25 protein-coding genes and 1 tRNA gene are annotated in these 21,667 nt (G+C 39.2%); 16 read left to right on the top strand and 10 right to left on the bottom strand.

Annotation, left to right across the window (positions count from 1 at the left end; all coding sequences use genetic code 11):
• Positions 1-2 precede the first annotated feature (2 nt).
• Positions 3-902: a hypothetical protein gene (locus tag J0X13_RS11250; RefSeq protein WP_207071534.1), complete on the bottom strand. Its 900-nt coding sequence runs from the start codon at positions 900-902 to the stop codon at positions 3-5.
• A gap of 46 nt (positions 903-948) precedes the next feature.
• On the opposite strand from J0X13_RS11250, the gene J0X13_RS11245 reads away from it, so the two are divergent.
• Entirely contained in the window at positions 949-1,731 is a 783-nt protein-coding gene (locus J0X13_RS11245) for a hypothetical protein (protein ID WP_207071533.1), read from the top strand.
• 190 nt (positions 1,732-1,921) lie between these two features.
• On the opposite strand, the gene J0X13_RS11240 is transcribed toward J0X13_RS11245, so the two are convergent.
• The 3 genes from J0X13_RS11240 to J0X13_RS11230 all read right to left on the bottom strand — a co-directional run bounded on the left by J0X13_RS11240 (position 1,922) and on the right by J0X13_RS11230 (position 4,353).
• Positions 1,922-2,353 (bottom strand): hypothetical protein, encoded by a 432-nt coding sequence (locus J0X13_RS11240; RefSeq protein ID WP_207071532.1) that lies wholly within the window; start codon positions 2,351-2,353, stop codon positions 1,922-1,924.
• Between the two features lie 259 nt (positions 2,354-2,612).
• On the bottom strand, positions 2,613-2,852 hold the full coding sequence (locus J0X13_RS11235; RefSeq protein WP_207071531.1) for a helix-turn-helix domain-containing protein: 240 nt from the start codon (positions 2,850-2,852) through the stop codon (positions 2,613-2,615).
• A 46-nt stretch (positions 2,853-2,898) separates the two neighbouring features.
• Positions 2,899-4,353, bottom strand: a complete 1,455-nt coding sequence (locus J0X13_RS11230; RefSeq protein ID WP_207071530.1) for a hypothetical protein — start codon at positions 4,351-4,353, stop codon at positions 2,899-2,901.
• A gap of 242 nt (positions 4,354-4,595) precedes the next feature.
• On the opposite strand from J0X13_RS11230, the gene J0X13_RS11225 reads away from it, so the two are divergent.
• The 3 genes from J0X13_RS11225 to J0X13_RS11215 are packed head-to-tail and all read left to right on the top strand — an operon-like array spanning position 4,596 to position 5,827.
• Positions 4,596-5,357 (top strand): SOS response-associated peptidase, encoded by a 762-nt coding sequence (locus J0X13_RS11225; protein WP_207071529.1) that lies wholly within the window; start codon positions 4,596-4,598, stop codon positions 5,355-5,357.
• Positions 5,357-5,599, top strand: coding sequence for a hypothetical protein (locus J0X13_RS11220; protein WP_207071528.1), 243 nt, complete (start codon positions 5,357-5,359; stop codon positions 5,597-5,599). Before J0X13_RS11225 ends, J0X13_RS11220 begins: the two co-directional genes overlap by 1 nt.
• A gap of 12 nt (positions 5,600-5,611) precedes the next feature.
• Complete coding sequence (locus J0X13_RS11215; RefSeq protein WP_207071527.1) at positions 5,612-5,827, top strand: hypothetical protein; 216 nt, start codon at positions 5,612-5,614, stop codon at positions 5,825-5,827.
• Here J0X13_RS11215 and J0X13_RS11210 read toward each other — a convergent pair whose 3' ends face one another.
• From J0X13_RS11210 to rseP, 3 genes are all read right to left on the bottom strand, one after another.
• A complete protein-coding gene (locus J0X13_RS11210; RefSeq protein WP_207071526.1) occupies positions 5,828-6,193 on the bottom strand; it encodes a hypothetical protein in 366 nt (121 codons plus the stop codon).
• Between the two features lie 334 nt (positions 6,194-6,527).
• A tRNA-Asn gene (locus tag J0X13_RS11205) sits at positions 6,528-6,601 on the bottom strand.
• Positions 6,602-6,670: 69 nt separating this feature from the next.
• A complete protein-coding gene (gene rseP / locus J0X13_RS11200) occupies positions 6,671-8,020 on the bottom strand; it encodes an RIP metalloprotease RseP (RefSeq protein WP_207071525.1) in 1,350 nt (449 codons plus the stop codon).
• A gap of 152 nt (positions 8,021-8,172) precedes the next feature.
• Between rseP and J0X13_RS11195 the strand changes: the two genes are divergently transcribed.
• The 8 genes from J0X13_RS11195 (at position 8,173) to J0X13_RS11160 (ending at position 15,040) form a co-directional block, all read left to right on the top strand.
• Positions 8,173-8,847: an SCO family protein gene (locus J0X13_RS11195; RefSeq protein ID WP_207029127.1), complete on the top strand. Its 675-nt coding sequence runs from the start codon at positions 8,173-8,175 to the stop codon at positions 8,845-8,847.
• Between the two features lie 89 nt (positions 8,848-8,936).
• Positions 8,937-9,179 (top strand): FeoA family protein, encoded by a 243-nt coding sequence (locus J0X13_RS11190; RefSeq protein ID WP_207029125.1) that lies wholly within the window; start codon positions 8,937-8,939, stop codon positions 9,177-9,179.
• Positions 9,176-11,392: a ferrous iron transport protein B gene (gene feoB / locus J0X13_RS11185; protein ID WP_207071524.1), complete on the top strand. Its 2,217-nt coding sequence runs from the start codon at positions 9,176-9,178 to the stop codon at positions 11,390-11,392. Before J0X13_RS11190 ends, feoB begins: the two co-directional genes overlap by 4 nt.
• 217 nt (positions 11,393-11,609) lie before the next feature.
• Positions 11,610-12,005: a TonB-dependent receptor plug domain-containing protein gene (locus J0X13_RS11180; RefSeq protein WP_207071523.1), complete on the top strand. Its 396-nt coding sequence runs from the start codon at positions 11,610-11,612 to the stop codon at positions 12,003-12,005.
• A gap of 107 nt (positions 12,006-12,112) precedes the next feature.
• Complete coding sequence (locus J0X13_RS11175) at positions 12,113-12,637, top strand: RNA polymerase sigma factor (RefSeq protein ID WP_207071522.1); 525 nt, start codon at positions 12,113-12,115, stop codon at positions 12,635-12,637.
• A 2-nt stretch (positions 12,638-12,639) separates the two neighbouring features.
• Positions 12,640-13,425 (top strand): HEAT repeat domain-containing protein, encoded by a 786-nt coding sequence (locus J0X13_RS11170; protein WP_207072046.1) that lies wholly within the window; start codon positions 12,640-12,642, stop codon positions 13,423-13,425.
• A 19-nt stretch (positions 13,426-13,444) separates the two neighbouring features.
• Positions 13,445-14,197 (top strand): DUF4097 family beta strand repeat-containing protein, encoded by a 753-nt coding sequence (locus tag J0X13_RS11165; protein ID WP_207071521.1) that lies wholly within the window; start codon positions 13,445-13,447, stop codon positions 14,195-14,197.
• A 132-nt stretch (positions 14,198-14,329) separates the two neighbouring features.
• Complete coding sequence (locus J0X13_RS11160) at positions 14,330-15,040, top strand: DUF4097 family beta strand repeat-containing protein (protein WP_207071520.1); 711 nt, start codon at positions 14,330-14,332, stop codon at positions 15,038-15,040.
• Here the strand turns inward: J0X13_RS11160 and J0X13_RS11155 are convergent.
• From J0X13_RS11155 to J0X13_RS11145, 3 genes are read right to left on the bottom strand one after another with little or no spacing between them, the layout of a single operon-like run.
• Positions 15,037-15,429: a DUF423 domain-containing protein gene (locus tag J0X13_RS11155; RefSeq protein WP_207071519.1), complete on the bottom strand. Its 393-nt coding sequence runs from the start codon at positions 15,427-15,429 to the stop codon at positions 15,037-15,039. The genes J0X13_RS11160 and J0X13_RS11155 overlap by 4 nt on opposite strands.
• Positions 15,430-15,433: 4 nt before the next feature.
• Positions 15,434-15,838, bottom strand: a complete 405-nt coding sequence (locus J0X13_RS11150; protein ID WP_207071518.1) for a DUF2141 domain-containing protein — start codon at positions 15,836-15,838, stop codon at positions 15,434-15,436.
• A gap of 2 nt (positions 15,839-15,840) precedes the next feature.
• Positions 15,841-16,284: a hypothetical protein gene (locus tag J0X13_RS11145; protein WP_207071517.1), complete on the bottom strand. Its 444-nt coding sequence runs from the start codon at positions 16,282-16,284 to the stop codon at positions 15,841-15,843.
• Between the two features lie 125 nt (positions 16,285-16,409).
• On the opposite strand from J0X13_RS11145, the gene J0X13_RS11140 reads away from it, so the two are divergent.
• From J0X13_RS11140 to J0X13_RS11125, 4 genes are all read left to right on the top strand, one after another.
• Positions 16,410-17,150, top strand: a complete 741-nt coding sequence (locus tag J0X13_RS11140; RefSeq protein ID WP_207071516.1) for a DUF6090 family protein — start codon at positions 16,410-16,412, stop codon at positions 17,148-17,150.
• A 14-nt stretch (positions 17,151-17,164) separates the two neighbouring features.
• Positions 17,165-17,923 (top strand): SDR family NAD(P)-dependent oxidoreductase, encoded by a 759-nt coding sequence (locus J0X13_RS11135; protein ID WP_207071515.1) that lies wholly within the window; start codon positions 17,165-17,167, stop codon positions 17,921-17,923.
• A 4-nt stretch (positions 17,924-17,927) separates the two neighbouring features.
• The gene (locus tag J0X13_RS11130; protein ID WP_207071514.1) at positions 17,928-18,404 is read left to right on the top strand and encodes a hypothetical protein; all 477 of its coding nucleotides are present in this window, start codon (positions 17,928-17,930) and stop codon (positions 18,402-18,404) included.
• 136 nt (positions 18,405-18,540) lie between these two features.
• The gene (locus J0X13_RS11125) at positions 18,541-21,657 is read left to right on the top strand and encodes a VPS10 domain-containing protein (protein ID WP_207071513.1); all 3,117 of its coding nucleotides are present in this window, start codon (positions 18,541-18,543) and stop codon (positions 21,655-21,657) included.
• Positions 21,658-21,667 lie beyond the last annotated feature (10 nt).

The raw sequence follows: 21,667 nt of genomic DNA, 5'->3' as shown, positions 1-21,667 counted from the left end.
AATCAATTAGACCTCAAATTTATCTTTAGACTAGAAACCTTTGGGTGAATCTTTTTTAACTCCTCAATTAAGATTTCCGTAAAAAGAAAAATAAAGTTAGAGCCATTTACTTTAAATCTTTCCCGCCTGGTCTTCCTCTGTATAATTATGTTGTAAATCATGTTTGTACACAAAGTAGTCAACTCAAAATCTCTTTCAGGATTTAATGTATCAGTATTTATGGTTCTCATGTTTTTATGTTTATCAACAGTTTGATAAGATATTGAGCCCTGTAAATCAAAACTTATTTCTTTGGATTTATCTCCGGGTATTGATAAATGCATTGATTTTAAAAATGGTAGCAATCTCACACCATGCTTGAATGAATTCAATTGCCCTCGATTATCAGTTATTTCTCGACCCAAATATTTGAGAATAAAATCTAAAACCATAACACTTTCCTGTATATCCTTTTCCTCCGGTAAATCAAAGATTCCCTTGTAAAAAAGATATCTCAAAGTAGAGCAATGGCGTTTAATTTCACCTTCCTTACTTTTATGATGTATGGTCCAATTCAATCTTTCAAAGTTTCCCTTACTACCATTTATCCACTTCTCTAAGTCTTTATAATAAAATTTTCCCTTGGATAAATTATCTACAATATGGCTACCCTGCAACCTTTGTTTATGATCTGGAAGCAATGCAAATAACAACTCAAAAAGTGTATCAATTGACCACAAACAAGTCAACCGAATATCCATTTTAACTGTACTTTTAAATTCATTGACTTCTGAATGATATATACCATTCATTAATTTCTCGATGCTGTCGTCATCAAGACCCAACAAATATTTATTCGCATTTTGCTTGTAGTCAAAAAAATTAAGTTGATAACTATTATAGAAATCTTCAGATGTAAACATGTTAAACTATTAGATTCTTTAAATTTAATTGAAATTAAATCTATAAATGAAGCATATTAAAAAGCGATTCTTAGTACAGGGGAAAGAAAATGAAATAAATTTTGACAAGGATAAAGCAGAATTATTAGAGTTTACTGAAGAATCTACAATATTAGAAAAAGTCAAGGGCAAACAAGGATTCATGGCTCTCTTGAGAACCCAAGATGATTTAATGATAGGAGGATTCATTCATAAACTTGAAGGAAAGGAATATATCTTTCCTGTTCCAGACCCTACTTTGATATACTTCAATAACGCTCAGGGTTATTTGCGAGTTATTAAGGAGAGAAAGACGGAATTACTAAAAAAACTCAATCTTGATACTACAAAATTGAATGAACCCGCCTTAAACGAACTATATGCTTTCTACGGAGCAACCAGCGGTTTTGTAATATTTCTTTTTACTTCTATTGAATCATTTATAAATCAAATGGTTCCAAGAGAATATGAATACTCTAAATCAGGACCAAGAAAAACAGAAACCTACAATATGAGGCAAATTCAAGAGTATTTAGATTTTAAAACTAAAATCAAGGATGTCTTACAAGAAGTAACGGGAAAAGATTTCTTTGCAAAGAACACTCCCACTAACCAATTAATTTGGAACCTAAAAAATTTTAGAGATGAGATTATCCATACTAAGGCTAATGAGAATCCTTTGAAGTATGAAAAACTGATAAAGACATCATTAAATTTCAAATATGAAAAAACTTTATTGGCTACAGCAAAGTTTATGAATTTCTATAAAAAGGATTTTATAATTGAGTGTGATTGTGGCCAAGACTTTTAATGGTTTATGTCTGCTAATTAAAATTAGTTTAATTATATTATACTAAATGTTCACCATTCAAAAACCCAAAAAACTTAACCCTTATAACTCAAATCAACCCCCATGGGGTTAAAAAATCCAATTTTCTTAATACGATTATTCTCGTGTTAACTGTATTACCTCCCGGGGTTCCTATCGTGTACAAATTAGATTAATAGTATCTCGTTTTATCCTTTAATTTTTTAATTAAGTTTATAAATCTGTAAGCCTCCCCTTTTTCTTTAAAGGCGAACCCTCTTGCACTAGCATTTTTATCTGGAGTAGATATACAATTGTTGAATTTTATTCTTTCATCACAATTAAACTTGACATAACCAGCAATCTTTATCCCTTGGAGAATAGTGTTTCTGGTATCATATGACATTTTAATATCAAAAATATTAATCTGATTATCCTCAATATCTAATGTTTTAGAATCCAGATTAAAATAAATCTTTCCTTTGTTTGGGTCACCTGCACTCGACATATAAACTGCGTTGATTTCTACCATTATATCATCTATTTCCTTTTGACCAAAAATCAACATTGAAAACAAACTAGCAAGAATCGTCAACAAACCTCTCATAAACAAAACACCCCGCATTAGAGCGGGGAATTACAATTTACAAAATTCATCAAAACCATAATTGTATTCAATAGGATTCAAGCCTACAATTCTTGGAACGCATTACATACTCAAAGATTAACAGTAAGGAATTCAAACCCTATATTCATCTTTATAACAACTTGATTTACTGTTGTTTGTATTTTATTTTTAAAGATAATTATCTGGGGATAATGAAATTACATATATATCAAATGTATTGCTCGAAGTTACTTTTTAAGAATTGTTGAGGTTGTACTCATCCCACTGTTTGAGCGTGTGAGTCCACAATAACCAATTTGCAGTCCATTTCATCAAGCAATTTTAAAAGGGAATTTAAAGTAATATTATCGGCCTGTCCCCTCTCAATCTTACTATACCAGGTCCGTTGGACCTTGGCGAATCTGCAGAAGTCGGCCTGACTAATTCCATTCACCTTTCTCCACTCTTTTAACAAGGCGGCCACTTCTTGAAACGATTCTATTTCTGTACTTTGCATACATTTAGTTTTAGGAGCGTGGTTCCTTTAAAATAGTGTTTTAGGATTATTTTAAGTCATATAAATATCTGAATGCCATCACAAATTGATACAAGGCATAACCAATCAGTATTCTAAATACGTTATCTATAAGATAAAGCCAGTTCTTAATAGAACCGTAATAAGAACAATCCATCACCAACCCTAGTAGGCTTTCCGTTCTATGCGCTGGATTTAATAAATGAAATAATAAACCCCAATTTGCAAAATAACAATCCAAACATTCAATTGATAGCATTAAAATGAACAACCCTTCAAAAATTATTAACCCAAGCATCCAAAGAAATGACCTTAACAATGACAGGCCAAACCTATTAGAAATCCAACCTAGACTTAATGCTAAATTAAATTTCCCATTTTCGTTATGCCACCTTTTTTCAAATGCGCGAAAAATACGTTCATATTTAAGATTTCCTTCAACCTGATATGATGACTTTAACTTTAAAATAGCAGAAAGTTGAGAATTCTTATAGGTGTTATTTTCAAGAATATTTATATAAGACCAATCGAGATTCCTCAGTATTAATTTATTAAATGTACACTTATAATGAAATTCGAACAATGTTGGATTTTTCCCATTTATAAAAAGTGTACTACCCCTCGGAGTCCTTTTAGTAAAGTTGATATCGGAAATAACTAATAAATCTTCTATCCTATTTGGGCCAAGTCTCAATTTTGAGGGTTCAGATAAAGTCATATTCCCCAAGTTGGACATTTCCATATTAACTATTTCATTACCCATAATACAGGCATCAAAAAATGATAAACCTTGAATAGTCAAGGTATCAGAATTGTTTCCAAAGCAATTTAAATTATTTGTAAAGTTGTTCCCAATGAATATCCGGTTAAATTTAACATTATGATTTATTTCAATTTTCTCCGATATAATATCATCAACATGAATATACTCCTCCAGTGGATTTCCTGCTTGAACACAGGTATTATTGAAAATTGATAATAGAGAAAACTCCCCCCTAACGCCTATTTTAGAGAATTTACCGGAATTCACAGATAATCTAGTTGCATTCCCATTAATCATCAACCAATTAGTCTCTATATCATCAAATTCAACATTTATCGGAATAGATTTAGACTCTAATACAACTTCGAATAATGAGAATGTACTGTAAGGGTTTTGAACCCAATCATTGAATTTTAAATTCAGAAATCTAATGTTGACCTTTTGAATAATTGAATTGACCCCAATTAATTGATTAATAAAAGTATCATTGATTTCCAATTTCGCACCTTCAAACTTACTTGGAAATACTTTTTTTTGTAAAAACTGAATATCTAACTTACACAACTCCCCTTCATCAATCTCTTCTATCAATATTCCTACAGTAATTTCAAATCCATAACTCACATGAAACTTTAAAGACCTACCTATTTGTCCACGTTCAATAAATCTTATTATGTCCCCTAACTTATTACCAAAGAAAAAGTCTGTTGTAAGCTTCATGTGCAATCCTAAAATTGGTTAGTAAAGTTTTAAATTTCTATACAGAACATTGATTATTGGATTAATTTATATTAGTTATATTGAAAAACCTAAATACTTTATAATCAGTTATCAACTGTTAAAAAATACCTCTCACTTCGCTTGCATTAATCTTTTCCAACTCTAAAAATATGCATCAACATTTTAAAAATATTAACAGTTATAACTAACTTAATACCAGCAACTTCAAAACAACCTCAACCATGTGCTACGATGTAAATGCCCAACTTGATTCCCAACTCAAAAGGGCAATGCGGGATGCAGACGAACATGCCATCAAGGAAATCAAGGAAAAGATGCTAAGGGAAACCGATTTACCTCTTTTCCATGTTACTGGATTCCAACACCCAAAAATGTTCATATATACCAATGAAAGCCCTAACTACCCTACTGTTTCTCAATGGGGGTTAGTCCCCAGTTGGGCAAGAGATAAAAAAGACATATGGAATAAAACGTTGAATGCCAGGGGCGAAACTATTTTTGAAAAAAACTCTTTTAAAAAGTCTGCTAAGGATAAACGTTGTATTATCTGCATTGATGGTTTTTACGAACATCACCATCAAGGAAAAGAGACCGTTCCATATTATATTTCTAGAAAAGATAAAAAGCCAATTTCATTGGCCGGATTATGGAATGAATGGACTGATAGAGAAACGGGAGAAGTATTGAACACCTTCTCGATAGTAACAACGGAAGGTAATCCAATGATGGCAGAAATACATAACAACCCAAAACTAAAAGGGCCGAGAATGCCCGTTATATTGCCTGACGAATTGGAAGATGAATGGTTGGCAGAATACAAAGACGAATTAGACCAAAAAAAATTAGAAGAACTTTTAAAGTCATATCCTGAATCGGGAATGACCGCACACACCGTTGGAAAGCTTCGCGGTAAAAATGCGGTTGGCAATCAACCGGAAGCAACTGAGTATTTTGAATATGATGATGTAAAAGTTGAATACTAATGGGTATCTACGAATTTTTAATGTTATCCAACGAAGAACAATGGGACACTCTATGGGATAAGGGTGTATATCTAACTTCTTTCAAATCTATTGACTGCTCTTTCCGACTATATGCAATTGACAAGTTTTACGTTGAAGTGGAAATGTGTATCACCAAAGATTCACCCATCGGAATGGGGGTGTTCGCGGAAGGTAAAAAATTGGAAAAGTATTTGGAAGATGGAAAATTAAACCTTCCATAAACAACACAATCAATGATTCAACCTTTTAAATTAGCAGACCAAATCCAAAAGAGCGAAGATTTCAAAATATTGTTGTTGGCTAATTACATGGAGCATAGCAATGGAGTTTCCATGCAGCAATATGCGAAGTCAGAAAAACAATTATTGTCATTGGGCACTTATGGAGTCGAGGACTTTCAGAATTCGGTTAGTTCCTACATTGATTTTTTGGGAGGGATAATTGATTAATTAATTGGCAGGCAAACTATCTTTCATTTCAAGATAGTTCAATAAATCATTAAATGAGATATCTTCATATCTTATTCCATATATTGAAATTATTCTAGATTTAGAACTACCTAAGTTTCTTCTTATCCTAGGGTTTATGGGGCCTGGATTCACTATCAACAATAGTTTCTTATACTCTTCTTTTAGTTTTTTACAGGTTTCAACCTCTAAAGTTTTACAGATTCTATTTAGTGCCAAATGAGAATCTTTTTCAATTATTTTGGTTTCCAAATCTGAAGATTGAAACGTATTATAAAGAATCACCCCAAAAATAAGTGCTGTGCTAATTATCAAAAATAATCTTTCACCCTTATCGAATAATGCCATAATTAAAAAACTTAATATGCAGATGGTTTTTAAGTTGTCTATAAATTAAAAATTTCCATAGATAAACAATTTACTAAATACAAAGGACATAATTAGCATGCACTAGTCATAGGTGACAAAAGAGAAAATAAAAAAGACCCTAACAATTTAAAATCGATTGAATAGGTATTTCATCCAGTACGGGTGAAGGAAGCAATACCTAAAATTCTATGATGCTTTTATTTAATGAATCAATAAACAATTCACTTTCTCGTATATTGGATAAAATGTTGGATAAAAAAGATATGTAAAAACAAAAAACCCAGTAAGTATAATACCTACTGGGCTATCTCTGCTCCCCCTCTTGGACTCGAACCAAGGACCCTCTGATTAACAGTCAGATGCTCTAACCAACTGAGCTAAGGAGGAATATTTTACCTTAAGCGGGTGCAAATATAATGGATTCTTTTTTACACCACAAACAAAAAAATTGCTTTTCTATTTAAAAAGCCATTTATATAAATCGTTACCGTTGGCAAACAGCAACAAAGCAATTAAAATAAAAAAGCCGATCATTTGGGCATACTCCAAGAATTTATCGCTTGGCTTGCGCCCTGTTACCATTTCATACAACAAAAAGGCCACATGCCCACCGTCCAGAGCAGGAATGGGCAAAATATTCATAAAGGCCAAAATAATGGATATAAAAGCCGTTGTGGCCCAAAAAGCCGGCCAGTTCCAAGTATCCGGGAACATACCACCGATAGCGGCAAATCCACCCACTTCTTTATAGGCACCGGTATCCGGGTTAAATATTTTCTTCATTCCCCTTATATAGTCCGTAAGGGTTTTAACGCCTTTGTTCCATCCTGCGGGAATCGATTCCAAAAAAGAGTATTTTAACGTCTTTTGCTCTAGGTATCCTGCTTCCTTGTATTCTTCCGGGGTCATTCCCAAACCAACTCCCAGAGCTGCTTCTTCAGAAACGTTCAATGTCAAATCGACCAGTTCACCGTTACGTCTGACCTTTACGGGCACCGTGCCTCCCTTATTGGCTTCAAGTATAGGAATCACCTGGTCTTTGTACTCTACCGGTGCCCCTGCCATTTCAACAACGGCATCCCCTTTTTGTAGACCACTGTCCACGTTTGGCGATTTTTTGGGAATCGCACTGATCACGAAAGGGACTCGGTAATAAATAAAGCGTGCTTTGTCCTTGTCTTCGGACAACGTCTGTATAAAATCAACCGGGATTTTCTTTTCTATGACCTGCCCGTCCCTTTCAATGGTGTAGCTTTCACCATAAACCATTTCCGGAAGTATCTGCTGTAATGCTTCAATTTTTTTACCATCAACGGACAAAACTTTGTCCCCGGTCTTAACTCCCAACTCGTCACCCAGACTTTTCTCGGTCACCCAAATTCCATCCCTTAGACTATCGTTGGCGATGTACTGCTCTCCATATGTAAAGACCAGTCCAATAAAAATAATGACCGCCAAAATAAAGTTAACGGTCACCCCGCCAAGCATAATGATCAATCGCTGCCAAGCCGGTTTACTTCGGAATTCCCAAGGTTTAGGTTCTTCCCTCATCTGCTCCTTGTCCATGCTCTCATCGATCATCCCGGATATTTTCACATATCCGCCCAAGGGCAACCAACCGATACCATAAACAGTTTCCCCTATTTTCTTTTTGAACAACGAAAACTTAACATCAAAAAAGAGATAAAACTTCTCCACCCTGGTCTTGAACAGCTTTGCCGGGATAAAGTGTCCCAGTTCGTGAAGCACGATTAAAAGCGATAAGCTCAGAAAGAATTGTATGGTTTTTATAACTATTGGAGTCATCCGTCGTATTTTCTTAAAACGAACAAAAGTAACCTTTTAGGGATTGATAAAAAAACCTCGGTTTTAATCCCACTTGTTATTTAAGAAAGATTTAGCAACAAAAGATAGCTTTCTCCTTGATGAATAACCCTTTGGACCGTAATTTTGTAACCATGGGATCATTTTTTGCCAAGTACAAGCTGTTCGGAATCGTAATGTTGGGGTTGTCCGCCGTAATTATTTATCTTTTCTACAACGCACTTCAACCCCAAAAAATGCTGCCGGTATACCAGCCATCCATGGTAGACAAATCTTTGGTAGACAGCACATTGCATTACACTAAAAAATACCATAAAGTAGCCGATTTTGCTTTGGTCAATCAAAATGGGGACACCATAACCCAAGAAAATTACAAGGACAAAATATATGTGGCCGATTTCTTTTTTACCACCTGCCTGACCATTTGTCCCATTATGACCAAGAACATGGGGGAAATACAAGAAGCCGTTAAGGGCGACCCCGATATTATGTTGCTCTCCCATTCGGTTACCCCACAAATAGATACCGTTGCCCAACTTAAAAGATATGCGCTGGAAAAAGGCGTGATCGATAGCAAATGGAATCTGGTGACAGGGGATAAAAAGCAAATCTATGAGCTGGCCCGAAAGTCGTATCTGGCCGTAAAAAATGATGGGGACGGTGGTCCATTTGATATGATTCATACCGAAAACTTTATTTTGGTGGATAAGGAAAAGCGGATACGGGGTTTTTATGATGGTACCAATCGGGAAGAAATAAATAAGCTTCTTGAGGATATCAAAATCCTTAAAGCCAGTTACAAGGAATAACCCTCTAAACCTTTATCCATGATAATCACTTGTAGTTTTTCATTTTTACCTATTTTTGTTCTTAATTAAATTTATTCTAAATAAATACAGTGGTGACCGTTGCAGATTTACGATATGGACAAAAGGGAATTATAAAGGATTTTACGGAACACATCCTTCCTATCAAATTGTTGGAGCTGGGCTGTCTCCCCGGCAATAGTGTGGAACTTTTACAGATTGCTCCCTTTAACGATCCCATCTACATCAATCTTAGCGGAAGTCATTTGGCAATAAGAAGGTCTTTGGCAGCACTTATAGAGCTGGAAATTATTGAAGAAACACAGGCCAAATGAGCAAGAACATCAACGTAGCCTTAATCGGAAATCCAAATACGGGAAAAACTTCAGTTTTTAATCAACTTACCGGACTCAAGCAAAAAGTCGGGAACTATCCAGGTATCACGGTCGAAAAAAAAGAAGGCATCTGTAAACTTCCACGAGGAGTTAAAGCCCATATCCTAGACCTTCCCGGCACCTACAGTTTGAACACGACCTCTCTGGATGAAAGTTTGGTAGTGGAACTATTGCTCAACAAAAACGATAAGGATTACCCAGATGTCGCCGTTGTAATCAGCGACGTCGAAAACCTGAAAAGGAACCTGTTTCTTTTTACCCAGATAAAAGACCTCAAGATTCCCACCATTTTGGTGGTGAACATGGCCGATAGAATGGAACGCAAAGGAATTTCGTTGGATGTGGAGGCCATGGAGAAAAAACTGGACACCAAAATCGCCCTGGTCAGTACTCGAAAAAACACTGGCATTGAACGCGTTAAAGAACTCATTGCAGATTATAAGAGCATTTCTTCCAAACCCATTTTGGACCCCAATAGAATTTCACCTGAATATTTTGACCGCCTAAAAAAGACGTTCCCACAAAACGACCTTTACAAACTATGGCTCGTAATCACGCAAGACGTGAATTTTATGCCCATTGAGAAAAAGCGGATTCAGGATGCTACGGATTTCACTACAAAGTCCAAGGAGGAACTCAAAAAATTACAGCATAAAGAAACAGTACTCCGCTACCAGCTGATCAACAATATCCTAAAAGAAACCTACAAGGTGGATTTTATGGCCGCCAAAGGACTGCGTGCGTCCCTCGATAAGATTCTGACCCACAAAGTTTTCGGATACCTCATCTTCTTTGTGATCTTGCTCACCATTTTCCAGGCAATTTTTGATTGGAGCGGATACCCCATGGACTTTATCGATGAGCAATTTGCGATGGCAGCCGAATGGATCAAGGATACGTTGCCACCAGGCTTATTTACAGATTTATTGGCCGAGGGTATTATAGCAGGTATCGGTGGAATCGTAATTTTTATCCCCCAGATCGCTTTCTTGTTCCTGTTTATTTCCCTTTTGGAGGAGTCAGGATATATGAGCCGTGTGGTATTTTTAATGGACAGGCTGATGCGCCCTTTTGGATTAAGCGGAAAAAGCGTGGTTCCCTTGATTTCAGGAAACGCATGTGCCATTCCCGCAATTATGGCCACACGTACCATTGAAAACTGGAAAGAAAGATTGATCACCATTTTGGTGACACCTTTTACCACATGTTCCGCAAGACTGCCCGTGTATTTAATTTTAATCGCCCTCGTTATTCCCGAGGGCAAGTTTATGGGACTCAGCTATCAAGCGTTGACCCTTATGCTACTTTACATGATCGGATTTGGGATGGCACTGTTGTCCGCCATGGTGCTGAATAAGGTCCTCAAGATTAAAACGAGGTCCATTTTTATGGTGGAAATGCCCACCTATCGCCTGCCCTTGTTGAAAAATGTTGCCTATACGGTGATAGAAAAAACAAAAAGCTTTGTTCTGGGCGCGGGTAAGATCATCTTGGCCATTTCCATAGTATTATGGTTTTTGGGGTCCAATGGATATTCCGATGATTTTGAAAACGCCGAGAGCATTGTCACCGAAAGAATAGAAAAACAGGGATTGACCACTTACAGTAAAAATTATATCCAAAATAACATCGAGTCGTACCGTGAATCTGCCCTAAACGAAGGCATGGCACCCAACGCTCTGCAGGATTCCGTTGCGGTTTTAGCTTCGGAACTTTCCGAAAGGGCCGTCGCTCAAGAAATTGCCAGTTACAAATTGGAGCATTCATACATCGGTCAGGCAGGAAAAGCTTTTGAACCTCTTGTAAAACCTTTGGGCTACGATTGGAAAATTGGGATTGCCGTATTGACCTCCTTTGCCGCGCGTGAAGTTTTTGTGGGGACCTTGGCCACCATTTATAGCGTGGGCAGCGACGAGGAAGAAACCATTAAAAATAGAATGGCCGCTGAATTGGATGAAGATGGTAAGCCATTGTTCAACCTGGCATCCGGTATTTCCTTAATGTTGTTCTATGCCTTTGCCATGCAATGCATGAGCACACTCGCCATTGTAAAACGAGAGACCAACTCTTGGAAATGGCCCTTGATTCAGTTAGGCTTTATGAGTGTTTTTGCCTATATTATAGCATTGATAGCCTATCAAATTCTAATTTAATACCAGCATGATTCAACAATTATTGGCATACGGGACTTTATTGCTAGCGGCCGGCTATTTGGTTTGGAAATTTTTACTTCCCAAATCGCTCTTCCGCAAAGGAAACCAAAATTCCAGTTCATGTGGGCAGGACAACTGTGGCTGCAGTTGATTTCCTGGGTATTTTTACACCTCTTTTTCATCAAAATTGGGTAGATTGTAGCACAATTCCACACCAATGAAAAATCTTGTACTTATCCTGTCCCTAACATTTATTATGATGTTGGGAAGTTGCTCTTCAGGCAAAACTACTGCTTACAATGGCAATCTGGCCGAAGAAATAGCCGACAAAAACAACAAAACCATTCCGTTGTTGGACAGGATTCGGCGTTTGCCAGGAATCACCCTTAGGGGAGGCATACCTTATTTTATGAAATCGGCCAACCAAATTTCCGGGACCGCGACCGAACCTTTGTACGTTTTGAATGGTTATATACTGGGCAACTCCTTCGAATCCCTCGATCAATTGGTGGATAGCGCAACCATAAAAAGTATAAGTGCTTTATCCAGCTCAGAAGCTGCCTCATATGGTTCCAGAGGTGCCAGTGGGGTAATAAAAGTAACCACCTATTAACTACTCTTTCTCCCTAATTAGTAAAAAAACACATTTTTTTTACACCCACCTGTAACCTTTTACAATTTCCCGACTATATAAGATAAACGCCAACTAAAAAACAGCATTTGGAAACGCTTTCAGATGAAATGATCATGCAAAAAGTATCCGAGGGAAACTTGGATTTACTCAAGGAGCTTTTTGACCGGCACCACAAACACGTGCACAATTTTCTGTACAAAATGTCGGGCGATCGCATGTTGGCCGAAGATCTTACACAGGATGTTTTTTACAAACTGATCAAGTATCGGAACTCATACAGCAACGGGTCCTTTTTGTCGTGGATGTTCACTATAGCTCGCAATAGCCTAAAAACATATTACACAAGAAACCATAGGTCCCATGACAATATTGAGGTCTTGACATACACAGCAGTGGAGGAAGAAAATGATATGGGCGAAAACAATGCGCATTTGCAATATGCCCTTAGCCAACTTGACCCCTACGACAGGGAACTTGTGATTTTGAACCGATACAAGGAAATCAAATACGATGATCTAGCGGAAATTATGGGAAGTACCCCGGGCGCAGTAAAAACCAGAGTGTGTAGAATCTTAAAAAAATTGAAGAATATTTATTTAGAAAGTATATAGCCATGGAAAAGAATCATGTTTTTGACCAAATACCAGATTATCTGGATGGCAATTTGAACAAATCCGCCAAGACGGCATTCGAAAAACACGTAAATCAATGTGCCGATTGCCAAAAGGAAATGGAAGAGATGAAAATGTTTTTCAACCTGTTCGAAGAGGAAGTACCAACGCCATCAAATAGACTTAGGGCAAAGTTTGAATCGGCCCTTGAGCGGGAGAAAAGCAATCAGGGCAAAGTAGTTCATATGAGCGGGAAGAAATCGTCAAACTGGACAGCAAGTACTTTGAAAATTGCAGCTAGTTTTGCTTTACTGGTGGCAGCCTTTCAACTGGGAAGTCTTTTTCAACAACGAAAAGTGAGCGATGACATCGTTCAACTTCAGGACGAGGCCAATCAGATGAAGCAAACGGCCATGCTATCCTTGATGGAAAACCAATCGGCGAGCAAACGAATTCAAGGGGTCAATTACATCGAAGAGTTTGAACAGCCCGATGAAGCCATCATCCAAGCACTTGCCAACCGATTGCTCTACGATGAAAACGACAATGTTAGGATGACCGCTTTTGAGGCATTGGCCAACTTCAGTTCCTCTGAAACTGTCAAAAACGCTTTTATAGAAGCCTTGGGGCAAGAAAAGAACCCAAGTATTCAGGTGGCCATTATTCAGGCCTTGGTTCAAATTCAAGAGAAAAAAGCCGCCGAACCCATGAAAAAATTATTGGAAAAAGAAGACACACAACCCTTTATCAAAAATCAGATCAGGGCAGTATTGCCAAGTATAACATAAACATCAAAAAGCGAATATCATGAGAAAATTCACATTCATTTTAATGGCCCTTTTTATGGGCACCATCGCCAAGGCGCAAAACGATTACACCAAATCCCTAAATGGAATCCAATGGGTTAAAATCGATTCGAAAACAGACATTGTAGTGAAAACCCACAGTGCCAACGAACTGTTGATAAAATCCGGGCCGGAAGTAAAAACACCCGAGCGCGCGAAGGGCCTAAAATTGGTCGGTGAAGGGGGTACGGACAATACCAATGTTGGCTTTTCCGTGGTGCAGAATGGCAACACCCTGATCGTTTACAACTTACGCAAAAACAAAGGGGCCGAGATCTATTTACCAGCCTCACAGAACATTGCCGTAAAAAGTACGTGGAACGGGGATATCGACATTGAAGGGTTTTCCGGGGAAATAGAAGCCAATGCGCAACTAAATGGAAGTATAAAACTAATCGACGTAAACGGACCTGTCACCGCCAATTCATTAAACGGCTCACTGGAAGTGGTCTTCGGAAAAGTAACCCAGAGCTCCCCTATTTCCCTTTATTCCACAAACGGAGCCGTGGATGTCAGCCTTCCTTCGAACACGCCGGCAAACTTAGCGCTGAGCACCCTTAACGGCAACGTATATACCGACTTTGACGTACAAGCCGATGAGAAGGACGGATTAAAATCTGTATTGGGAAGAAACATCAACGCATCCATTAATGGCGGGGGCGTAAAAATATCCATGAAATCCACTAACGGAAACATGTATCTCAGAAAGAAATAAGTTTTAAAGTGTCACATCGAGCACATTCGATATGTACTTATCCATCTTTCAAAGGAGCTTGTCTTGAGCGAAGTCGAAAGGCCCAAGATGACAAAACATCAATTAAATACTAAAATCAAAAATCGAACAATCATGAAAAAATTCATCATCACCGCATTTGTGGGGTTGGCCACACTGACCTTGAGTGCGCAGAAAACCATTGAAAAAAACTTCAACTATTCTGGGCAATCCATTGAATTGGATGTAAAATTTGCCAAGGATATCCAAGTAAAGACTTGGGACAAATCCACCATTTATTTTAAGGCCGACATCACTATAGAAGATGGAAAGTACCTGGATAAATTTAAACTGGATATCGATGAAAACGGTAGTTCCTTAACTATTGCTTCCAATGTAGAGGATGTCTTTGAAGCCTTTAAAGCGGAATGGAAGAAAACAAACCCCGACAAAAAAGGATACTATTTTACAGGGGACACCTACGAGTTCAACTATGTGCTTTATGTTCCCAAAGGGACCACCTTTAAGGTGAGCAGCATAAACGGTGACCTTACATCGGATATCATCGAAGGTGATTTCACCGCTGAATTGATCAATGGGGATATTGACATTGCAGAATATAATGGGGATATGGATCTACAGACAATCAACGGGGAAATAGATTTGGTAATGAAGAATTCCAGATTGGTCGCAGAGACCATCCATGGGAATATTTACGCCGATGAGGAGATGAACCTGACCGTGTCCGATCGTTACGTGGGCCAAAAAGTGGAAGGTAGATTCGACAATGCCGCCCATCGCCTAAAATTGAATACGATAAACGGAAACATGTACTTGCGTCTTTAAATCAAATTGGAAACAAAGGAATAGAGCAAAAGGGCCCAACCCACGACCAAAAGCAGTCCCCCAAGTGGGGTTACAGGGCCGAGAAACCGAGGTTTGTTGCCTTTTGCTGCCCCCAAACAAAGGGCATAAATGCTAAAGGAAAACAAAAGGGTCCCGAAGATAAAGCAGTTGACTATCCAAGAATCCAGCGATTTATCAAAGCTTAAATTAAATCCCAAGACCAATAACACGATAGCGTGGTACATTTGATATTTGACCCCTGTTTCAAAACTGTACAGCAGTTCGGGGGTCAATTTCTTTTTTAATGCATGGGCACCGAATGCTCCCAATATTACTGCCAAAAGTCCGTATAGCGCACCCATCAATTGGGCCATAAAAATTGTTCCCATACTATTATAGATCTATATGGATTTCGTGGTCCGAACTCATTTTAAAGGCACATTCATTGAACTTGGGCGGACCAAATGTTTTCATCTTACCCCTGGAAAAGGCAACCTTTTCTTTGGGAATTCCCAACCAATTGGTATCCAGTTTTCCATTATTGTTCTCATCATGAAAAATGGCAAGTGCATATTCCCCTGCTGGTAGATTGGGAATGTGCAACACCACACTTCCTTCATTGGCAATCACACTGTTTGTCTTCAACACATGATCAAAGGACAAAAAAGCTTCGTCGGAATCGTAAACAGCCACACTAACCATTCCTTTGGCGGACTCAACGTTGTTGACTTGGACAGAAAGCGTGTTTTGAGAAAATCCGATAACTGGCAATAGCAATAAAAAAACAATGGCTTTCATACTTATTGGACTCCTTTGGCTGTTTCTTTGTTGTTCAACAATTCAGTCTGCAAAAATGCAAATAATTCCTCGGTTTTTATACTATCCTTAAGGTTCACATACATTTTAAGGGAATCGTGGTGCACCACTTTTATTTTTTGCTGATATAGGTCGTCCACAAAAACATAAACTTTGGTATTGGTAATGGAGTCGTTAAAAACTCCTTTTTCTTTTTCCATCCAAGAAAAACCACTGGAACGTTCCATTTCGGGCAACTTTTCTACTAAAAGAACACTGTCCAGCTCGGCCAAAGGTATTTTTTGATAGTAAATCCCAGAGAGGATCTTCAGGTTCCCCTCTTCAATTTTGTGCCAGTTTTTATAGTGTTCCACAAAGGCAAGAACACATAATATCACGGTCAGGACGATCAAAACGTTCCACAACCAATGTCTTTTTTTTGATGTCATAGTATTTCTCGAAAAACCTTTTGCCCCAGAAGCATTTTGTTAGGAACAAAAGTAATTAATAGAACAACATTGGAATCTGTACAATATTGTGCCCTAACTTATTATCTTTAAACAAACCACTGACCATGCCGACCATTTTCAGAAAAATAAGGAAAGCCCTATTGTCCGAAAACAAGTTTTCCAAGTACCTATTATATGCTCTTGGCGAGATTATTCTGGTAGTAATCGGAATTTTATTGGCTTTACAGATCAATACCTGCAATAACGAAAAGATTCAGGATGGGAAAGAGCAGTTTTATCTGAGCGAAATAAGATCCAGCCTTGTTCAAGATTCGTTAACCATTAAAAAGGTATTGGAGTTTAACATTAAAAAGAAAAAAGTTGTCAGCGATATGATGGGAACCTTCTCCGACACACTGAACAACCAACAACGTATCGCTGTTTTTAACCAGTCTTCGGATGTTTTTGTGGACTATCGCCTTTTTGAACCCAGCACAACTACCTTCAACAATATGCTTTCCGCAGAAACTATCAGCGTGATCAAGGATAACCAACTTAAAAATATGTTGACCAATTATTACGAATACAATTATTCGGAAGGGGTTCAAGAACGTTTGGTACAGATGAACCGAAAAGTTGTGGACGAGGCATTTCCCGAATTCTTTACCCGAGAATTTGCCAAGGCTCAATTAAATCTGGACACAGAACTCAGACCCATTGACCAAGTCGAGTTTCATAAAAGTTCTGTTTTAATTTCCGATCTTTACGGCATAGGTTATCTTCTCGTCATGCAAGACAATTTTCTTAAAACCACCTTGTCCGACATTGATAAGCTCATCAAAAAAATAGACCAGAATTTAGAATAGCTATAGTTAAACATATGGATTTTACTGGAAAAAACGTATTGATCACGGGTGCCTCCAGGGGCATTGGAAAAGCAACGGCCATGGCATTTGCCAAAAAAGGAGCCAAAGTAGGCATCAATTATAGAAGCAATGACGAGGTTGCAAAGCAAACCTTGGCTGAATTGCCTGGTGATGGACACCAACTTTTTAAAAGGGATATTTCCCGAAAGCAAGAAACCGAAGCCTTGATCAATGATTTTGTAGCGGAATTTGGTCGCTTAGATGTATTGGTGAACAATGCGGGCATTTCCATTTTCCATGAAATTGATAAAGTTGACTTTGACCATTGGACCAATGCTTGGGAAAAAACCTTCGAAACCAACTTATTTGCCGTTGCCAATTTGTGTTATTGGGGAGCCAATGCAATGATGAAGACCGGTGGTGGACATATTGTGAGCGTGTCCTCACGTGGCGCTTTTAGAGGAGAGCCCACCAAACCAGCCTACGGGGCCAGCAAAGCTGCACTGAATTCCATGAGCCAGTCCCTGGCCAAAAAATTGGCGCCGCACCACATTTATGTAGGGGTAGTCGCGCCTGGGTTTACCGAAACCGAAATGGCCAAAGAAACCCTCACCCCTGCCGAGCGGGAAAATCTGTTGCGTGAATCTCCCTTTAAACGAATGGCACAACCCGAAGAGGTGGCCTACGCCGTATTGTTCCTGGCATCGCCCGAGGCAGCTTACTCTTCTGGAACAATTATCGATGTAAACGGCGCATCCTACCTAAGAAGTTAAGTTTATGAAGGCCGCTACCGTCGCTCAACTCAAAAAAGAACTCCAATTCAAGTCGCAAGAAGAGGTAATGCAACTTTGTCTGCGTTTGGCACGATTTAAAAAAGAAAACAAGGAGTTGCTTACCTATCTTCTTTTTGAGTCCGACAGCGAGGAAGGATACATAGAAACCGTAAAAGAAGAAGTTGATGCCATGTTCGCCGAAATCAACATCAACAGTTATTTCTACATCAAAAAAAGCGTTCGTAAAATACTTCGCACCATAAAAAAATATATTCGATATTCTGGGAACAAGGCCACCGAGGTGGAGCTTTTGCTATATTTCTGTGAAAAAATGAAATCATTTCGGCCTTCCATTAACCGAAATACCACCCTTAAGAATTTGTACAACCGACAATTGGAGTACATCAAAAAGAAAATCCCTTTGCTCCATGAAGACTTGCAACACGATTACGGTGTGGTTCTCGAAGAACTCTATTATTGACCACCCCAATAAAACGCAGCAAATTCTTTAGAATGTCTCAAAATATGCAAGGATTTGGGTTATTTGGCTAAATTTTCTCATCGATATTGAGTAAATTGTATCTTTATTCTAACTACTCATAACCAACCTTGACATCATGAGAATGCCAACAACCTCTATGAAGACATGGATGCTACTTTCCATGCTTTTTTCAACCTTATTTATTTACGCACAAAATGCATCACCCATTACCGTTGATACCAGTTTTTATAGCGGTTTTGAATGGAGGAACATTGGCCCTGACCGGGGCGGACGTTCTTTAGGTGCCTCTGGAAGTCCATCAAGACCTAACGAATATTATTTTGGAGCTACGGGCGGTGGTCTTTGGAAGACCATCGACGGAGGAAATACATGGAAATGTGTAACCGATGGCCAAATAACCAGTTCATCGGTAGGGGCCGTGGCCGTGGCCGAAACCAATCCGGACGTGGTTTACATTGGAATGGGGGAAACTCAGCTACGAGGAAGCATTACCCAAGGTGATGGTGTTTACAAAACAACAGATGGCGGAAAAAATTGGACCCACATAGGATTAGAAGATACCCAAGCCATTTCCAGAGTTCGAGTAGATCCTACAAATGAAGATATTGTTTACGTTGCCGCTTTGGGACACCCCTACGGAGATAATGAGGAACGCGGTGTTTTTAAATCGGTTGATGGAGGCGAAACATGGAAAAAAGTCCTTTATGTCAGCGACAAGGCAGGTGCCGCCGATTTGATCATAGACCGGAACAACCCAAATGTTCTTTATGCCAGTACTTGGCAAGTATACCGTAAAGCATGGAAAATGTGGGGCGGTGGTCCCGATTGTAAACTTTGGAAATCCATAGATGGAGGAGAAACTTGGACAGACCTAACCAAAAATCCGGGAATGCCCGACGGTCCTATCGGAAAAATCGGTGTTACCGTTTCCCCTGTAGATTCTAATAGGGTCTGGGCCATCGTGGAAGCCAACGAAGGTGGTGTTTTCCGTTCGGATGATGCTGGTAAAACTTGGGAATTGACCAACAACGAACGTAAACTAAGGCAACGTGCCTTTTATTACTCCCGTATTTATGCGGACCCCAAGGACAAAGATGTAGTGTATGGCCTAAATGTAGGTTTCTTTAAATCTACCGATGGAGGAAAAACATTCGATGAAAGGATAACAACGCCACATGGCGATAACCACGATCTGTGGATAGACCCCAATAACCCCGATAGAATGATAAACTCCAATGATGGGGGTGGCGTGGTAAGTATCAACGGAGGGGAAACCTGGACCGAACAGGACTATCCAACATCACAGTTTTATCATGTAATGGCCACTAGCGATGTCCCTTATCATGTAGTTGGTGCCCAACAAGACAATTCCACCTTGGCCATGCCAAGTGATGGATGGGATTTTAAGCAAGCCCGTGGTCCAAACCATGGGTGGTACTATGCCGTAGGTGGCGGGGAAAGTGGTTGGATCACCCAAAGTCCGACCAATCCCGATATTTTTTACGCGGGAAGCCAAGGCGCATTGTTAACTCGATACGATCGAAGTAACGGTCAGATCAGGGATATTCAAGTATACCCACGGTTTTTCTCAGGGGAACCAGCAAGTGCACTACCGGAGCGTTGGCAATGGACGTTCCCCATTATGTTCGCGCCCAAGGACCCCAATGTAATGTATACCTGCTCCCAACACGTTTGGAAAACAACCAACGATGGGCAGACCTGGGAAAAGATAAGTCCGGACCTTACGTATGCCGACCCGGAAACCTTGGGTAAAACGGGAGGTATTTTAACCATGGACATGAACGGACCAGAGATTTATGCAACCGTGTTCGCTTTGGCTCCGTCCAATCACGATATCAATACCATTTGGGCAGGTTCCGACGATGGAAAAATTCACATTACACGAGATGGTGGAGCAAACTGGGAGGATATTACTCCTGAAGAACTTCCAAAATATTCAAGGGTAAGCATTATTGAGGAATCCATCCACAACCCTGGAACTTTGTACGTAGCTGCCAATAGATATCAAGTGGATGACAGGGCTCCCTATGTTTTTAAAACACATGATTATGGAAAAACCTGGACTAAGATCATTACAGGAATAGAGGACGGACATTTTGCAAGGGCGATTCGCGAAGACCATAAAAGGGAAGGCCTATTGTTCTTGGCTACCGAACACGGTGTTTATTTTTCCATAAACGATGGTGCTGAATGGCAATCGCTTCAATTGAACTTGCCCGATACCCCGATCAGGGATTTGGTCATCAAGGACAACGATGTAGTTCTGGGATCCCATGGTAGAGGATTTTGGATTTTGGACGATATTCAACCCTTTAGGGAATATTCAGAGGATTTAAAAAGTCAGAAAAACGTATTATTTAAGCCTACCGATGCCATTAGAGGTGTTTACAATGCCAACTTCCAATACTATTTGGAAGAAGAGGTGGATACGGTGACTTTTTCCATTTTTGATGTCAACAATAACCTCATTGAATCTTTCGGAGGCAACAAACCAAAATACGAAGATGATGGCGGCTCATCGTGGTGGAGTCGTTTTAGCAGCACCAAACCCACCACGGCCAAAGGCATCAACACCTTTACTTGGAACTTGAGATATCCCGGCCCTACCACTTTTGACGGTATTATTATTTGGGGGGCATCTGCCGAAGTGGGCCCCAAAGCCCCGCTCGGCACCTATACGGTACAAATGAAAGTCGGACCAGAAGTCATCAAGAGCTATCCATTTAAAATAGAAATGGACCCCAACCTAAAAGGAATAACGGCGGAAGACCTTCAAAAACAGTTTGAACTGGCTTCCAAAATCACGGAAAAAGCCACTATTGCCAACGAAGCGGTCATCCAAATAAGAAGCATACGCAAACAAATTGACAGTTTGGGCAAGGGGATTTCCAGTAGAAAGTTCACAAAGCTATCCGAAGATTTTATGGAAACCTTGACCGAAATCGAAGAGGATCTCTATCAGACCAAAAACCAATCTGGTCAAGATCCTTTGAACTTCCCCATCAAATTGAACAACAGGTTCAATGCCTTACAAAGAAGCATTGAAAATGGGGATGCAAGGCCAACGGATGCCGCCTATGTGGTATACGATGAGCTTACAGCCGAATTGGACAGCCATATGGCCAAACTGAACAGCGCATTGGAAAAAGAGCTTCCAAGAATAAATACCATTTTAGAGGATAACGGAAAATCCACTATAAGTTCGGATTAGGTATTCCAAC

It is taken from the genome of [Muricauda] lutisoli (nom. illeg.) (assembly GCF_017313105.1).
GTDB classification, from domain to species: domain Bacteria; phylum Bacteroidota; class Bacteroidia; order Flavobacteriales; family Flavobacteriaceae; genus Flagellimonas; species Flagellimonas lutisoli.
Note: the sequence above shows the minus strand (reverse complement) of the source record. Positions and strands in the feature narration are given on the sequence as shown.

What these genes read in the sequence shown, in the direction of transcription:
- J0X13_RS11225 (WP_207071529.1), top strand. Translation starts at nt 4,596, where the DNA reads ATGTGCTACGATGTAAATGCCCAACTTGATTCCCAACTCAAAAGGGCA.
- J0X13_RS11150 (WP_207071518.1), bottom strand. Translation starts at nt 15,838, where the DNA reads ATGAAAGCCATTGTTTTTTTATTGCTATTGCCAGTTATCGGATTTTCT.
- J0X13_RS11165 (WP_207071521.1), top strand. Translation starts at nt 13,445, where the DNA reads ATGAGAAAATTCACATTCATTTTAATGGCCCTTTTTATGGGCACCATC.
- J0X13_RS11160 (WP_207071520.1), top strand. Translation starts at nt 14,330, where the DNA reads ATGAAAAAATTCATCATCACCGCATTTGTGGGGTTGGCCACACTGACC.
- J0X13_RS11125 (WP_207071513.1), top strand. Translation starts at nt 18,541, where the DNA reads ATGAGAATGCCAACAACCTCTATGAAGACATGGATGCTACTTTCCATG.
- J0X13_RS11230 (WP_207071530.1), bottom strand. Translation starts at nt 4,353, where the DNA reads ATGAAGCTTACAACAGACTTTTTCTTTGGTAATAAGTTAGGGGACATA.
- J0X13_RS11210 (WP_207071526.1), bottom strand. Translation starts at nt 6,193, where the DNA reads ATGGCATTATTCGATAAGGGTGAAAGATTATTTTTGATAATTAGCACA.
- feoB (WP_207071524.1), top strand. Translation starts at nt 9,176, where the DNA reads ATGAGCAAGAACATCAACGTAGCCTTAATCGGAAATCCAAATACGGGA.
- J0X13_RS11240 (WP_207071532.1), bottom strand. Translation starts at nt 2,353, where the DNA reads ATGCGGGGTGTTTTGTTTATGAGAGGTTTGTTGACGATTCTTGCTAGT.
- J0X13_RS11245 (WP_207071533.1), top strand. Translation starts at nt 949, where the DNA reads ATGAAGCATATTAAAAAGCGATTCTTAGTACAGGGGAAAGAAAATGAA.
- rseP (WP_207071525.1), bottom strand. Translation starts at nt 8,020, where the DNA reads ATGACTCCAATAGTTATAAAAACCATACAATTCTTTCTGAGCTTATCG.
- J0X13_RS11170 (WP_207072046.1), top strand. Translation starts at nt 12,640, where the DNA reads ATGGAAAAGAATCATGTTTTTGACCAAATACCAGATTATCTGGATGGC.
- J0X13_RS11215 (WP_207071527.1), top strand. Translation starts at nt 5,612, where the DNA reads ATGATTCAACCTTTTAAATTAGCAGACCAAATCCAAAAGAGCGAAGAT.
- J0X13_RS11130 (WP_207071514.1), top strand. Translation starts at nt 17,928, where the DNA reads ATGAAGGCCGCTACCGTCGCTCAACTCAAAAAAGAACTCCAATTCAAG.
- J0X13_RS11135 (WP_207071515.1), top strand. Translation starts at nt 17,165, where the DNA reads ATGGATTTTACTGGAAAAAACGTATTGATCACGGGTGCCTCCAGGGGC.
- J0X13_RS11140 (WP_207071516.1), top strand. Translation starts at nt 16,410, where the DNA reads ATGCCGACCATTTTCAGAAAAATAAGGAAAGCCCTATTGTCCGAAAAC.
- J0X13_RS11220 (WP_207071528.1), top strand. Translation starts at nt 5,357, where the DNA reads ATGGGTATCTACGAATTTTTAATGTTATCCAACGAAGAACAATGGGAC.
- J0X13_RS11180 (WP_207071523.1), top strand. Translation starts at nt 11,610, where the DNA reads ATGAAAAATCTTGTACTTATCCTGTCCCTAACATTTATTATGATGTTG.
- J0X13_RS11145 (WP_207071517.1), bottom strand. Translation starts at nt 16,284, where the DNA reads ATGACATCAAAAAAAAGACATTGGTTGTGGAACGTTTTGATCGTCCTG.
- J0X13_RS11195 (WP_207029127.1), top strand. Translation starts at nt 8,173, where the DNA reads ATGGGATCATTTTTTGCCAAGTACAAGCTGTTCGGAATCGTAATGTTG.
- J0X13_RS11155 (WP_207071519.1), bottom strand. Translation starts at nt 15,429, where the DNA reads ATGGGAACAATTTTTATGGCCCAATTGATGGGTGCGCTATACGGACTT.
- J0X13_RS11250 (WP_207071534.1), bottom strand. Translation starts at nt 902, where the DNA reads ATGTTTACATCTGAAGATTTCTATAATAGTTATCAACTTAATTTTTTT.
- J0X13_RS11235 (WP_207071531.1), bottom strand. Translation starts at nt 2,852, where the DNA reads ATGCAAAGTACAGAAATAGAATCGTTTCAAGAAGTGGCCGCCTTGTTA.